Origin of the sequence: Microbacterium sp. NPDC056569, from assembly GCF_042793475.1 — a bacterium.
Taxonomy (GTDB): Bacteria; Actinomycetota; Actinomycetes; order Actinomycetales; family Microbacteriaceae; genus Microbacterium.
This window is the reverse complement of sequence record NZ_JBHTUV010000018.1, coordinates 1-14,454: the sequence shown is the minus strand read 5'-3', so window position 1 is coordinate 14,454 and position 14,454 is coordinate 1. Positions and strand designations below refer to the sequence as shown.

General features: G+C 71.2%; 11 protein-coding genes. 8 read left to right on the top strand and 3 right to left on the bottom strand.

All coding sequences use genetic code 11. The features are described 5' to 3' along the window. The first annotated feature begins 134 nt into the window (after positions 1 to 134). Positions 135 to 2,102, top strand: a complete 1,968-nt coding sequence (locus ACFQ7C_RS17905) for a substrate-binding domain-containing protein (RefSeq protein ID WP_378904389.1) — start codon at positions 135 to 137, stop codon at positions 2,100 to 2,102. 65 nt (positions 2,103 to 2,167) lie between these two features. Here ACFQ7C_RS17905 and ACFQ7C_RS17900 read toward each other — a convergent pair whose 3' ends face one another. Both ACFQ7C_RS17900 and ACFQ7C_RS17895 read right to left on the bottom strand, forming a co-directional pair. Next, entirely contained in the window at positions 2,168 to 4,438 is a 2,271-nt protein-coding gene (locus ACFQ7C_RS17900) for a cell wall-binding repeat-containing protein (RefSeq protein ID WP_378904386.1), read from the bottom strand. A gap of 95 nt (positions 4,439 to 4,533) precedes the next feature. Next, positions 4,534 to 5,169, bottom strand: a complete 636-nt coding sequence (locus tag ACFQ7C_RS17895; protein ID WP_378904383.1) for a MarR family winged helix-turn-helix transcriptional regulator — start codon at positions 5,167 to 5,169, stop codon at positions 4,534 to 4,536. 117 nt (positions 5,170 to 5,286) lie between these two features. Between ACFQ7C_RS17895 and ACFQ7C_RS17890 the strand changes: the two genes are divergently transcribed. Both ACFQ7C_RS17890 and ACFQ7C_RS17885 read left to right on the top strand, forming a co-directional pair. Further along, entirely contained in the window at positions 5,287 to 6,132 is an 846-nt protein-coding gene (locus tag ACFQ7C_RS17890; RefSeq protein WP_378904380.1) for a hypothetical protein, read from the top strand. Between the two features lie 124 nt (positions 6,133 to 6,256). Continuing rightward, positions 6,257 to 6,964, top strand: coding sequence for a sirohydrochlorin chelatase (locus tag ACFQ7C_RS17885; RefSeq protein ID WP_378904377.1), 708 nt, complete (start codon positions 6,257 to 6,259; stop codon positions 6,962 to 6,964). Between the two features lie 37 nt (positions 6,965 to 7,001). Here the strand turns inward: ACFQ7C_RS17885 and ACFQ7C_RS17880 are convergent, their stop codons facing one another. Beyond that, complete coding sequence (locus ACFQ7C_RS17880; protein ID WP_378904374.1) at positions 7,002 to 8,666, bottom strand: cell wall-binding repeat-containing protein; 1,665 nt, start codon at positions 8,664 to 8,666, stop codon at positions 7,002 to 7,004. A gap of 293 nt (positions 8,667 to 8,959) precedes the next feature. Here ACFQ7C_RS17880 and ACFQ7C_RS17875 point away from each other — a divergent pair, with 293 nt between their 5' ends. The 5 genes from ACFQ7C_RS17875 to ACFQ7C_RS17855 all read left to right on the top strand — a co-directional run. Next, entirely contained in the window at positions 8,960 to 10,687 is a 1,728-nt protein-coding gene (locus tag ACFQ7C_RS17875) for a nitrite/sulfite reductase (RefSeq protein WP_378904542.1), read from the top strand. Positions 10,688 to 10,811: 124 nt separating this feature from the next. Further along, positions 10,812 to 11,555: a phosphoadenylyl-sulfate reductase gene (locus ACFQ7C_RS17870; protein WP_378904371.1), complete on the top strand. Its 744-nt coding sequence runs from the start codon at positions 10,812 to 10,814 to the stop codon at positions 11,553 to 11,555. Further along, entirely contained in the window at positions 11,552 to 12,472 is a 921-nt protein-coding gene (cysD, locus tag ACFQ7C_RS17865; protein ID WP_378904368.1) for a sulfate adenylyltransferase subunit CysD, read from the top strand. The genes ACFQ7C_RS17870 and cysD overlap by 4 nt, the downstream gene beginning before the upstream one ends. Next, positions 12,472 to 13,782 (top strand): sulfate adenylyltransferase subunit 1, encoded by a 1,311-nt coding sequence (locus tag ACFQ7C_RS17860; protein WP_378904366.1) that lies wholly within the window; start codon positions 12,472 to 12,474, stop codon positions 13,780 to 13,782. Before cysD ends, ACFQ7C_RS17860 begins: the two co-directional genes overlap by 1 nt. Positions 13,783 to 13,837: 55 nt before the next feature. After that, the coding region (locus tag ACFQ7C_RS17855; protein WP_378904364.1) for an ABC transporter substrate-binding protein at positions 13,838 to 14,454 on the top strand (617 nt) is incomplete at its 3' end.

The window sequence follows — 14,454 nt, the reverse complement described above, 5'->3', positions numbered from 1 at the left end:
CCGGCCGGTGACCCCCCGCCCGGCTTCACGGCCGCACCCGCTTTGAGGATGCCCCCATGCGCGATGGAACGCGCGGCGAGGAAGACGTCCCTGGCCCCCGTAGGGGCCAGACTTCCCACCCGAAGACCGCACCGATGCCCTCGGCATCTTCATCGACCCCTTCTCCCACCTTCTCCGCCGGCGCTTCGCCGTCGAAGCCCGCACGGCCGTCGGCCATCGACGAGCGCCGCGAACGCCGGCGCAAGCGCCGCCGCCAGGCGCTGATCGCGACCACCATCATCGGCATCGTCGTGCTGGTCGGCTCGATCGGCACCGTGTCGTACGCGATCGTCTCGAACTTCGCCGACGCCGAGCAGCCGGCTGCCGAGCCCGCTGCCGAAGCGCCGGCCGTCGCCGAGCCGATCGTCTTCCCCGAGGACGAGCCCGCCGCCACCGCGGGCGCAGAGCCCTGCGCGAGCGTGCAGGTGCTGTCCTCGTTCGAGAACGCCGAGATGGTCGAGGGCCTCGCCGCCGCCTACAACAGCCAGCCGCGCAACGTCGCAGGCTCGTGCGTGACGGTCACCACCACCCGCGAGAAGTCGGGTGTGGCTGCCGCCGTCGTCGCGACGAGCTTCCCGAACCTCGCCGACGACCAGAAGCCCACCGTGTGGCTGCCCGACTCGTCGACCTGGGTCGACGTCGCGCAGGCCGACGGCGCGACCAACCTGCGCGCGGAGGGCGCGAGCGTCGCGGTCTCCGACATCGTGCTCGCGATGCCCGAGAACCTCGCCGCCGCGATCGGATGGGATGCCGAGGCCCCGACGTGGCCCGAGATCTTCGAGTCCGCCGGCGACCCCGACCTCTGGAGCGGTCTCGGCCACCCCGAGTGGGGCGCGTTCAAGCTGGGCAAGACGAGCCCGCTCGTCGCGACGTCGGGGGAGGCGGCCATGTTCGCCTCCTACGGCACCGCCGCCGGCTCGATGACGGACTTCACCGCCGCGCAGGTGCAGGACCCCGCCGTGCAGGCGGAGGTGCACGAGAACGAGACGGCGACGAGCCACTACATGGCCACGCCCGAGCACTTCCTCTGGCACGCACGCCAGGCCGAGGCATCCGGTTCCGCCGCCGACTTCCTCTCGGCGGTCATCGTCGACGAGAAGTCGGTGTGGGACTACAACCGCGGCATCACGAGCCGCGACGGCATCACCCGCACGCAGGCCGACCCGCCGGCCGAGCAGCTCGTGCCGATCTATCCGGCGGACGGCTACTACTCCGCCGACAACCCCATCATGCGCCTCACCGGCCCGTGGATCGACCCGGTCGAGTCGGAGGCGGCGGCGGACTTCATCCGCTTCACGCACACCGCGCAGGGGCAGGCCGCCGTGCGCACCGCCGGCTACCGCGACCTCAACCGCGACCTCGACGAGGGCGTGCAGCAAGTCGGTCAGCTCGACGGCGACCAGAGGGGCACGCTCCCGTTCCCCGGCGCCGACATCGTGACCGCGGTCCAGGCGTCGTTCCCCGACGTGCGCAAGCGCGCGAACGTGCTGTTCCTCCTCGACGTATCGGGCTCGATGGACGAGCCCATCTCGGCGAGCGACACGAAGCTCACGCAGGCGCGCAAGGCGATCGAGGCGGCGCTCGGCCACTTCACGAGCGGCGACGACGTCGGCCTCGCGGCCTTCGCGCAGGCCCCCGACGGCGCGATGGTGCCGGGACTCGTGTCTTCGGTCTCCGACATCGGCTCGTCGCGCGACGCCTTCCTCGGTGCGCTCGGCGGCATCGCCTCGATGGGCGACACCCCGCTCTACCAGGCGGTCGACACCTTCGCGGCGCAGCAGGCCGCCTCGTGGTCGAGTGACCACATCAACGCCATCGTGCTGCTCTCGGACGGCGAGAACGACGCGCCGAACGCGCCGACGATCAGCGCCGACCAGATGCTCGCGAACCTGAAGGACATGCACCACGCCACCCCGGTGCTGATCTTCACGCTGGCGTACGGTGCCGACGCCGACGTGGCGACGCTGCAGTCGATCTCGAGCGCCACGGGCGCGCACTACTACGACGCGACCGACCCGTCGAAGCTCGAGGCGGTGCTCGGCGACCTCGTCACGAGCTTCTGAGGCGGCCGCCCGCTGTGGTCGGTGTCAGACTCCGGCCAAGGGATCGGTGGGCTCGGTGAGATCGGTCAGCACGACACCAGCTCCTCCACCTGCCGGCTCAGGGATGGCTCGCCACCCAGGAGCGTCACGCCGGCGACGTTCTTCTCCAGCAGCCCCCAGGCTGCGTCCGCGCTGAGGCACTCGGCGGGCGAGAGGAACAAGGGGGCGCCCAGCGCACCCGCGAGGGCGCCACCGGCGAGCGCATCGACGAACCCCGCACCCGTGGCGAGGAACGCCTCCTCGCTCTCACCCAAGAGCACCGAGTTCACCATCCGTGCCGTCTCGTAGCGGTTCGCACCGGCCGCGCGCAGGACGGCATCCCGGCCGAGGATCGCGACGAGCTCGGACTCGATCTCCGAACTGACGGTCTCTTCGCCTCCTGCAATCACGACCTCGGCGATCCGGAGATCAGCGATGAGCGACCTCGACCGCTCGTCGAGCGCCCCCGTGCCCGGCACCAGGATGACCGGCGCGCCGTTGGCCGACGCGGCCGGGCCGGCCGCCAGCGCGTCAGGGAATTTCTCTCCCGTCGCGATGACCGCGAGGGCCGCATCGGCGAAGGCGTCGCGCACGAGCAGCTCCGCCGTCTCATACCGCGATGTCCCGCCGATCCGATCCACGGCCGTGCCGGCCACGACGGTCTGCTCGATCTGCCGTTCGACGTGCGCCGAGATGGAAGCCAGGTCGCCGGTGATCACCACGCGCTGCGGCGCGAGACGGCGCAGCTCCTCGGCGATGATGCCAGGCAGTCCATCCGCGGCGGTGGGGAGGATCACCCCGCCGCCCAGCACTGCGCCCGGCCCGGCCGCGAGAGCGTCGGGGAACTTATAGGCGTTGGTGATGTAGACCACAGGCACATCCGTGCCGGGTGGGGCTGTCGATCGGCTGATCTCGACGGCGGTTGCGAAGCGGTCGGGGCCGGAGAGTCTGCCGACGTCGAAAGCGCGCGGCTCGAGCTCGATCTGACCGAGATCGGTCTTCTCACCCGGACCCACCTCGATATCGGTTCGTCCGGCGAAGTATCGCGCGTTGTCGTACCACTCACTGCCGATGTACTCCCACTTGCTCGCGAACTGCAGCGCGTAGCGCCCCGGCTCGAGGAGAGGCGATACGAACACGCCGTCGGCATACGGTCCGCCGGTCATGAAGTCGGGGAGCGGCTCGTAGAGCGATGATTCCTCGTCCAGCCGGTAAGCCCTGACGTCTGCGTCGCCGAAGGTGAAGAGATCCTGCCCCGGAGCGGTGCGCCAGTGCAGGGACCCCTCGATCGTCCCACCTCGTTGCACGACGATGTCGATCCCGCTGACGGCCTCCCCGTCGGCGACCGGGAGAAGTTCTCCTTCCGACGGGTACTGTGCTCCGAACGTCATGCTCACCGAAGACTCGGGCACCGAGACGACGTGCTCGCCCGCGCCGACGCCGAAGACGGTATACGTGCCATCAGCTGCCGTCTTCGCGGACCTCGACGCGACCGAGCCGCCGTTCTCCATCAGCAGAACGGAGACCGGCGCATCGGCATAGGGAATGCGTTGCCCGGCGCCGTCGTCGATCATCACCCGTCCCGAGACGGAGGCGTTCGGATCGAGGACGACGTCGAATTCGAGCTGCTCAGCGGGCCGGATGCTGATCCACTTCGTGCCGGCGCTGCCGTTGGGCGGCGGCAGAGTCGAGCCGTCGAAGAGCCCTCCCTGCCACTTCTCCCCGCCTTCAAAGGACAGCAGATACTCGCCCGGCCACAGTGGACTGCTGGAGAATCGGCCGCCCACGACCGTGCCCCACGCGCCGCCGAGTCGAGTGTCGCGCTGACCGTAGATCGTCATGCGGCCCAGGCCCTCATCGATCGCCCCCGTCGCCCCCGTCAAGGCGCCTGAGACGATGGCTCCCACGTCAAGCTGCGCGTCGACGTCGACCTGCTCACCAGGCGTCACCGTGATGGGGATCGACTCCGCCTGCGAATACGCCCCGCCCGCCCACTCGCCGATGATGGAGCGGGGCGCGGGGGCGGTCAGGACGTAGTGGAAAGAGACGCTGTAAGTGCCGGCGTCGATCGGCAGCGAGTATGCACCCGTGGTGCGGTCGACGTCGACGATCGGGCCGACATTCAGGTCGCCGATCCAGGCCCGTACGACCACCCGCTCGTCCGCGCGCCACGCGCCCCCGTCCGGGGGCAGCACGGTTCCGACGATGCCCGTCGGGGGAGCGCTCGCCTCCGCCGGCAGCGCGACGTTGGCGCCGGCCGCGATGGCGATGGCGACAGCAGATGCAGCGAAGCCCAGGGGACGTGAAAGTCTGGCCACGGCGGTCCTTCCCGGTCGACCCCAAGGGTCATCGAGAGCGACCGTAACAGAGCGCGACCCTGCGCACTGTGGGCCCTGTGGACAAAGTCCTCAGGTCAGACCGGCCAGGCGTCCGCGAGCTTGGTGAGCAGACGCGCGAGCTCCGCGCGCTCGGCGTCGGTGAAGGCCGCGAGCGCCGCGTCGACGGCCTCTCGCCGTTCTCCGCGGAACCCGCGCACCAGACGGGTTCCGGTGTCCGTCAGGGCCACACGCGTGCGGCGGGCGTCGTCGGGGTCGGCCTCGCGCCGCACCAGCTCGAGCTGGACGGCCTGCTGCACGAGCCGGGATGCCCGCGGCTGATCGACGCCCACGGCGTCAGCGATCTCGCCGACCGAGAGAGGGTGGGATGCTGCGGCCAGCGCCTCGAGCAGTCTCATGCGCGCCGGCCCGCCGAAGCGGCCGCCGCCGCCCCACGGTGGGGCGCCGAAGCCCGGGCCGCCGAGACCTGGACCGCCTCGACCCCACGGGCCTCCGCGACCCGCGAAGCCGTGGATGGAGCCGTCGTCGTGGATGTGCTCGGCGCCGTGGCCGTGTTCCCCGTAAGCGTGGGGCGCGCCGTGGCCGTGGCCGTGCGGCCCCGCGGAGTGCGGACCGGGGCCGTCGCCCCACGGCGGCCGAGGCATCCGTCGTCCGCGCAGGCGGGCGAGTGCGGCGGCGATCGCGTCGGACTGGTCGTCAGGGGTGGACGGCATGCCTCCAATTTACATGCGACTTGACATGGATTCGAAGTGCATGTCACACTGCATGTACATGCACTTCGACATGTATTCCCCGGCGGCCCTCGTGAGCCGCCTTCGAAAGGACTTCCTATGAACGACATCAACGACAACGAAGCGATCGACGACACCAGCCCCACCGATCAGCGCCCGTTCGGCTACTGGCTGCGCGCAATCGACGGGCTCCTCAGCCGCCAGTTCGCGACGGCGCTCGAGGCCGAGGGCATCTCGCGACGCGACTGGATGCTGCTGAACGTGCTGTCGGGCGACATCGACGCCCCGGAGCTCCGTGAGCGCCTCGCCCGCAGGGGCAAGCGCCTGCGCGGCCTCGAAGAGCGCGGCTCGGCTGAGGAGCAGGGGGACGGCACGTGGGTCCTGACAAGCCTCGGCCGCTCCGAGAAGGAGCGCATCGGCGCGATCGTCGACGGCCTCCGCGCCCGGGTCGTCTCCGCCGTCGGAGACGACGCGGCCTACACCGCCCTGACCGGCTCGCTCGAGGCGATCGCGCGCGAGCTCGGCTGGGACGAGAACCAAGCCGGTCGCAGCGGCGGAGTCGGGCGTCCCGGCTTCGGCCCCGGGTTCCGGCCGGGCTTCGGTCCGGGGTTCGGCGGCTTCGGTCCGGGCTTCGGCGGGCGTCCGCGCCCGTTCGACCCCGACGTCCACGACGGCTACGGTCGCAACCGCCACCGCGGCTTCGCTCCCGGACGCCCCGGCCACCCGGCCGAGCGCTTCGACGAGCCCCTCCGCGGCCACGGAGACGGCGGATGCCACGGTCAGCACCCGCACGCCGGCCACAGCCACCACGAGGGCCACGGCCACCCGCATGGCAGTCACGGCCACCACGGCGGTCACGGTCGTGGCGGGCGTCGCACACAGCGGGCGTACGAGCGCGGCTTCGACGCCGGCTTCGCCCGCGGCCGGGAGTCCGGCGCGGCCTGAGCCGCAGCATCCGGATCCGCGAAAGGGTGTGTTCCCTCCACCGCAGAGTGCGGGAACACACCCTTTCGCGATTCCACGCCCAGGCCGTCACACGCGCGACACACGGGCGGGGCACAATGGGGCCGTGACCACCGCCCCCGCGCTCCTCGCCATCTCGCATGGCACGTCGTCGCCCGCGGGGCAGGCCGCGGTCGCGGCGCTGGTCGACGCCGTCGCGCAGCGGCTGCCCGGTGTGACGGTGCGACTCGGCCATGTGGACGTGCAGCAGCCGGATGTCGCCGCATCCCTCGATGCGATCCCGGCGGGCCTGCCTGTCGTCATCGTGCCGCTGCTGCTCTCAGCCGGGTACCACGTGCGCGTCGACCTCATCGAGCAGTCCGCGGGACGTGACGACGTCGTCATCGCGCCGGCACTCGGGCCTGACCCGCGCCTCGTCGACGCGCTCCTCGCACGCCTCGAACCGCTCGGTCTGGGACCGAAGGACGCGCTCGTGCTCGCGGTGGCCGGCTCGACCGACGACCGTGCGAACGAGGACTGCCGGGAGATCGCGCGGATGCTGAGCGCACGGCTCGAGCGCGACGTCACGGTCGGCTTCCTCGCCGCGGTCGACCCCCGCGTCGACGTCGCCGTCGCTCAGGCCGGGGTGCACGCCCCCCGCGTGGTTGTCGCCGACTACCTCCTTGCCCCCGGCTACTTCCACGACCTCGCCGTGAGACTCGCCGGCGGAACGGCGGTGGCCGATCCCCTGCTCGACGACAGGGAGCCGCCGGCCGCCCTGGTCGAACTCGTGATCGACCGCTACCTGGCCGGTCGCGGCGTAGCGCCCGTCTGAGACCGCGACGGTCGGGACGGCTCTCGTTCCGGCGGGCTCAGCAGAGGGGCGCGCTGGTGTTGACGACGGCGACCGACGTCGGCCCGCCGATGAGTGTCACCTCGCCGACCGTCGTGCGCCAGGTGCCCACTCGCGCCGACGACGGCACGCATGTCGGGGTGGAGAGGTACAGCGGCGCATCGTAGGCGCCGGCCAACGCGATCGCGGAGAGGCCGTCGGGGAAGCCGAGGCCCGACGCCACCAGCACGTGGTCAGGTTCGTAGAAGGACGCCATATTGATCTCGAACGCGGTCTCGAACCGGTTGGCGCCACCGTGGCGCACGACGTCGGCGCGCCCCAGCTGCTGCACCAGACCTGCCTCCATCGCCGTGCTCACCGTCGCCGCATCGCCCGCGACCACGACCCGGCTCACGCCGAGGTCGGCGATCAGTCCGCTCGTGCGCGCGTCGAGACCCCCGTCTCCTTGGACCAGCAGAACCGGCGCGTCGACCGACGCCGCCGCCGCGCCCGCGGCGAGCGCGTCGGGAAACTTGAGCCCCGAGACCACGAAGGCCTGTTCGGCGCCGGGGAACGCGTCCCTGACGAGGAGTTCCGCGGTCTCGAACCGGTCGACGCCGGCGATGCGCTCGACGGCGGTTGCCGAGGGCAGGGCGTCACCGATGCGATCGACGACCGCCTCGGAGACCGCGTCGGCCCGTCCGAGGACGACGACCCGCTGCGGATCGAGTCGTCGCAGTTCCGCCGCGACGACGTCGGGAAGCACCTCGGGATCGGTCAGCAGCACCACGCCGCCCTGACGAGCAGCGGCAGGACCGGCCGCGAGCGCGTCGGGGAATCGGTACCCATTGGCGAGGTAGACCACCGGCGCCCGATGACCGTCGGGGATGACAGCCCGTGAGACCTCGACCGAGGTCGAGAACCGGTCGGGCCCCGCCAGCCGGGTCTCCCTGAACCCCCACGGCTCCAACACGAGGGATCCGAGGTCGACGACGTCGCCGGGCTGGATCGCAACGGTGCGGGCTTCACCCAGGAACGCGGTGTCGTCGAAGAACCGGCGAGCCATGTCGTACCACTTGCCGTCGACCTGCACGGAGCTGCTGTGCGCGGCGAACCGGTACGTCCCCGGTTCGAGCCCACCGTGCGGCTGCGGGTCGACGACGCTCTTGACGTGGATGGCCGACGAGAATTCGAAGCGACCCGTCTGCTCGTCCAAGCGGTAGGCGTCGACGATCTGCTCGTCGAAGCGTCGCGGAGTGTCCGCGGCGCGGGCGCGGTATTCGATGGACGCGAGCACCTGGACCGGGGCGACCAGCTGCGCGTCCACGACCACGGCGGCGTCCGCGGTCACGGTGACACGGGCCGGCGTGTCTGCGGGGCCGGTACCGCTCCACCATCGCGCACCCCCGGCGATGTCCGACGAGAAGATGAGTGCGTAATCGCCTGGGCGCAGGCCGTCGAACGCGTACGCACCGTTCGTGAACGCGGAGTTCGCGATGTAGTACGGCTGGCCGTCAGCGGGCCAGCGAAAGAGCTGCACGTACCCCTGCGCAGGCGACGACTCGCGTTGCGAGAGCACCGTCACGGTGCCCGAGATCGAGCCGTTCGCGACCGGCGCCGGTTCCACGGCCTGCGCGGCCACCGGCACGAGCCCGACGAAGACGAGGGAGAGACTGACGAGCGCGGCGAGCCGTTTCAGGGGCAACAAAGAGCCTTCCTGCCGTAGGGCGCCCCATCGGGCGTTCGGCGCCAACGTATCAGCGGGCAGGCGCGGGCAGCCAGACTTATCCACAGCGCGTCGGCCGCGGCATCCGTCGATCTACAGGACCGGTCCACAAACCTCGCCACCCGCAACTCTGTGACGCCCCGTTACGTCGGTTAACGCCTCTTGACGCTCGGATAGGTCTCACGGACGCCCGCTTCTAGCCTCAGGCAATGGACTCGATAGGGTCCCGCCCGGGGGACGCCCCGGGTTTCACCCCGGAGGCCACCGTGACCATCAGCGACACCGAAGCGCCCGCCGGCGCGGAGCGCCCGCGCGCGGCCGTGCGCCCGCCGCGCCCGTCGTCGAAGCCGAACGGCCAGTGGAAGATCGACGGCACCACCCCGCTCAACGGCAACGAGGAGTGGAAGCAGGTCGACAACGGCCTGAGCGTGCGCGACCGCATCGAGAACATCTACTCGCAGGGCGGCTTCGCGTCGATCGACCCGACCGACCTTCACGGACGCTTCCGCGTGTGGGGGCTCTACACGCAGCGCAAGCCCGGCATCGACGGCGGCCGGACCGCGACCCTGACGCCCGAAGAGCTCGAGGACGAGTACTTCATGATGCGCGTGCGCATCGACGGCGGACAGCTCACCACCGAGCAGCTGCGCGTGATCGCCGGCATCTCCACCGACTTCGCCCGCGACACCGCCGACCTCACCGACCGCCAGAACGTGCAGCTGCACTGGGTGCGCGTCGAGGATGTGCCCGAGATCTGGCGCCGCCTCGAGGCAGTCGGCCTCGGCACCACCGAGGCCTGCGGCGACGTTCCCCGCGTCATCCTGGGCTCCCCGGTCGCCGGCATCTCGGCCGACGAGCTCATCGACCCGACGCCGCAGATCGACGAGATCACGTCGCGCTTCATCGGCGACGAGTCGCTCGCCAACCTGCCCCGCAAGTTCAAGTCCGCGATCACCGGTCACCCGAGCCAGGACGTCGTGCACGAGATCAACGACGTCGCGTTCGTCGCCGTCGAGCACCCGTCGCTGGGCCTCGGCTACGACCTGTGGGTCGGCGGCGGCCTGTCGACGACCCCGCGCCTCGCGGAGCGCCTCGGCGTCTTCGTCTCCCCCGAGCGGGTGGCGGACGCCTGGCACGGCGTTGCGCAGATCTTCCGCGACTACGGCTACCGGCGCCTGCGCAACAAGGCGCGCCTCAAGTTCCTGCTGGCCGAGTGGGGAGCCGAGAAGTTCCGCCAGGTGCTGCAGGACGAGTACCTCGGCTACGCGCTGCCCGACGGCCCGGCCGCGCCGAAGCCGCTCACGCAGGGCGACCACGTCGGTGTGCACAAGCAGAAGGACGGCCGCTTCTACATCGGGGCGACTCCCATCGTCGGCCGCGTCTCTGGCCCGACGCTCGCGAAGCTCGCCGACCTGCTCGAGGCCCACGGCTCGACGCGCCTGCGCACGACTCCTCACCAGAAGCTCGTCTTCCTCGACATCCCCGAGGAGAACGTCGAGCCGTTCATCGCCGGCCTCGACGAGCTCGGACTCTCGGCCCGCCCGAGCCTCATCCGCCGCGGCACGATCGCGTGCACCGGCATCGAGTTCTGCAAGCTCGCGATCGTCGAGACCAAGGCGTACGCGACGGCAGCGGTGCTCGACCTCGAGAAGCGTCTCGAGCAGTTCGAGCTGCCGCATCCGATCTCCCTTCACGTCAACGGCTGCCCCAACTCGTGCGCGCGCATCCAGACCGCCGACATCGGCCTCAAGGGCCAGCTCGTCACGATCGACGGCGAGCAGGTCCCCGGCTACCAGGTGCACCTGGGCGGCGGGCTCGTGAACGCCGACCGCGACGACGCCGGCCTCGGCCGCACCGTGCGCGGGCTGAAGGTCGCCGCCGACGGCATCGCCGACTACACCGAGCGGGTCGTCAAGCGCTTCCTCGCCGAGCGCGACGCCGCTGCCGACGAGACGTTCGCCCAGTGGGCCCACCGCGCCGAAGAGGAGGCGCTCCAGTGACCCGCGGCCTCGCTCTCACCACCGCTCCATGCTCCGCGAGAGTACAGCTGCTCGCCGAGATGACGGGTGGTTCCCTACCTCTCGTCCACCAGGTGTTCTCTCGCGGGAAGGGGGTGGGGCTCCAGTGACCGTCTCACTCGCACCCCGCGTGACCACCAAGCGCACCCACGAAGAGCTGAAGGCTCTCGCCGAGCAGGGGAACCTCGAGCTCGGCAGCCTGACCGATCACGAGGCATCCGCTGCCGACGTCGTCGCGTGGGTCGCACGGAATTTCGGGACGGATGCTGCCGCCGTCGCCTGCTCGATGGCCGACGCCGCGCTGCCCCACCTCGTGGCCGAGCAGCTGCCCGGCGTCGACGTTCTGTTCCTCGACACCGGCTACCACTTCACGGAGACCTACGCGACGCGCGACGAGGTTCAGCGCGCGCTCGACGTGCGGATCGTCGACATCACGCCGGACCAGACCGTCGCCGAGCAGAACGCCGAGTTCGGCGCGAAGCTCTTCGAGCGCGACCCGGGCCTGTGCTGCGCGCGCCGCAAGGTCGCGCCCCTGCAGGACGCCCTCGGCGGCTACGAGGTGTGGTTCACGGGCGTGCGCCGCGATGAGGCGCCCACCCGCACGAACACGCCCCTCGTGACATGGGACGAGCGCAACGGCCTCGTCAAGGTGAACCCGGTCGCCGCCTGGAGCTTCGACGACGTCCTCTCCTACGCCGCCGCGCACAAGGCGCCGGTGAACCTGCTCGTCGGGTTCGGCTACCCCTCGATCGGCTGCGAGCCGTGCACGAAGCCGGTCGCGCCCGGCGAAGACCCCCGATCCGGCCGCTGGGCCGGGTCCTCGAAGACCGAATGCGGGCTCCACGAATGACCCTCTCGAACACCGCAGCCCCTACAGCGCTCTCGACCCTGGACCTGCTCGAGGCCGAGGCCATCCACGTCATCCGCGAGGTCGTCGCCGAGTTCGAACGGCCCGTGCTGCTGTTCTCCGGCGGCAAGGACTCCGTCGTCGTGCTCCACCTCGCCACCAAGGCGTTCGCGCCCGGCAAGGTGCCCTTCCCGGTGCTGCATGTCGACACCGGCCACAACTTCCCCGAGGTCATCGCCTTCCGCGACGAGACCGTCGAGCGCCTCGGCATCCGCCTCGAAGTCGCCCGCGTGCAGGACTACATCGACGACGGCCGCCTGCAGGAGCGCGCCGACGGCACGCGCAATCCGCTGCAGACGCTGCCGCTCCTCGACGCCATCGCCGCCGGCCGCCACGACGCCGTCTTCGGCGGAGCCCGTCGCGACGAAGACAAGGCCCGCGCCAAGGAGCGCATCATCTCGCTGCGCGACGAGTTCGGCCAGTGGGACCCGCGCAACCAGCGCCCGGAGCTGTGGAGCCTGTACAACGGCCGCCACACGCCGGGCCAGCACGTGCGCGCCTTCCCGATCTCGAACTGGACCGAGCTCGACGTCTGGCGGTACATCCGGCGCGAGGGCATCGCCCTCCCGCCGCTGTACTTCGCGCACGAGCGCGACGTGTACGCCCGCGACGGCATGTGGCGGCCCGTGGGCGAGTTCTCGCCGCCCCGCGAGAACGAGACCGTCGAGCGCCGCACCGTGCGCTATCGCACGGTCGGCGACATGAGCTGCACCGGAGCGGTGGAATCGGATGCTGCGGACCTCGCCGCGATCGTCGCCGAGGTCGCCGTCTCCACCCTCACCGAGCGCGGTGCGACCCGCGCCGACGACCGCCTCAGCGAGGCGGCCATGGAGGACCGCAAGAAGGACGGGTACTTCTGATGACCGCGACTCTCACCGCCCAGCCCACGCTGTTCCGGTTCGCGACGGCGGGCTCGGTCGACGACGGCAAGTCGACGCTCGTCGGACGCCTGCTCCACGACTCGAAGGCGATCCTCGCCGACCAGCTCGAGCAGGTCGCCCGCACCTCGGCCGACCGCGGCTTCGCGCACGGCGCGTTCGACTTCGCCCTGCTCACCGACGGCCTGCGCGCCGAGCGCGAGCAGGGCATCACGATCGACGTCGCCTACCGGTACTTCTCGACGGGCGCGCGGTCGTTCATCCTCGCCGACTGCCCCGGGCACGTGCAGTACACCCGCAACATGGTCACCGGCGCGACGACCGCCGACGCCGTGATCGTTCTGGTCGACGGCCGCAAGGGCGTCCTCGAGCAGACGAAGCGGCACCTCGCGGTGGTCGCCCTGCTCCGCGTGCCCCACGTCATCGTCGCGGTCAACAAGATCGACCTGGTCGGCTTCTCGCAGGAGACGTTCACCGAGGTCGCCGCCCAGGCCGAGGCCGTGGCGGCGGAGCTCGGCATCGAGGACCTGCACGTCATCCCGGTGTCGGCGCTCGAGGGCGACAACATCGTCGACCGCTCGGAGCGCACCCCCTGGTACGAGGGTCCGGCGCTGCTCGAACTGCTCGAGACCCTTCCCGCCGCGGATGACGCCGAACGCGAGCTCGAGCCGCTGCGCCTTCCGGTGCAGCTCGTGCTGCGCCCGCAGGGCGGCCTCGCCCCGGGCATCGACGCTGCCGAGGCCGAGCGCCTGCGCGACTACCGCGCCGTCGCCGGCCGTATCTCGAGCGGCGTCGTGCGCGTGGGCGACCGGGTCGAGATCTTCCCGGGCGGCTCCGAGACCGCGGTCACCGGCATCCGTGTGGCGGGTGCCGAGGTCGAGGAGGCGACGGCTCCGCAGTCCGTCTCGCTCGAGTTCGACCGCGACATCGACACCGCCCGCGGAGCGCTCGTGGTCGCCGCGGGGACGCTGCCCGCAGGGCGTCGCGAGTTCGATGCGGAGCTCTTCCAGCTCGATGCGCGGGCGCTGACCCCCGGCATCCGTGTCCTCGTCAAGCACGGCACCGCGACCGTGCAGGCCATCGTCGCGCAGATCGAGTCGCGCTACGACCTCGATGCGCTGACCCACGGGGCGGCGCAGACGCTCGAGACCAACGACATCGGCCGCGTGCGGCTGCGCCTGGCGGCGGACCTGCCGCTCGAGCCGTACGCCGCCAGCCGCCACGGGGGCTCGTTCCTCGTGATCCATCCGTCCGACGGCGCAACGCTCGCCGCCGGCATCGTGCGCGCCTGACCCGGCGCACACACCCACCACCACTGAGCAACACCCGACCTAAGGAGGCGACACCGTGAACAAGATCCGCACTGCGACAGCACTCACAACCCTGGGACTCGTGGCCGCGATGATGGCCGGCTGCGCCTCCGCCGCAGCGGAGCCGGGCGACGGCGGCGACGCCGCCTCGGTCAGCGAGCTGCGCCTGGGCTACTTCGCGAACGTCACCCACGCGCCGGCGCTCGTCGGCCTCGAGGAGGGCCTGTTCGACGAGGCCCTGGGCGACGTCGAGGTCACGACGCAGGTCTTCAACGCCGGCCCCGCCGCCATCGAGGCGCTCTCCGCCGGCGCGATCGACGCGACCTATATCGGCCCGAACCCGTCGATCAACACCTTCATCCAGTCCGGCGGCGAGTCCGCCCGCATCATCGCCGGTGCCGCGACCGGCGGCGCAGCGCTCGTCGTACGGGACGGCATCGACGACCCGGCAGACCTCGAAGGCACCACCATCGCGACGCCGCAGCTCGGCAACACGCAGGACGTGTCGGCCCGCGTCTGGCTCGCCGACCAGGGCTTCGAGACCGACACCTCCGGCGGGGGCGACGTGCAGATCACCCCGACCGAGAACGCGCAGACGCTGACGCTGTTCCAGGACGGCCAGCTCGACGGCGCATGGCTTCCCGAGCCGTGGGT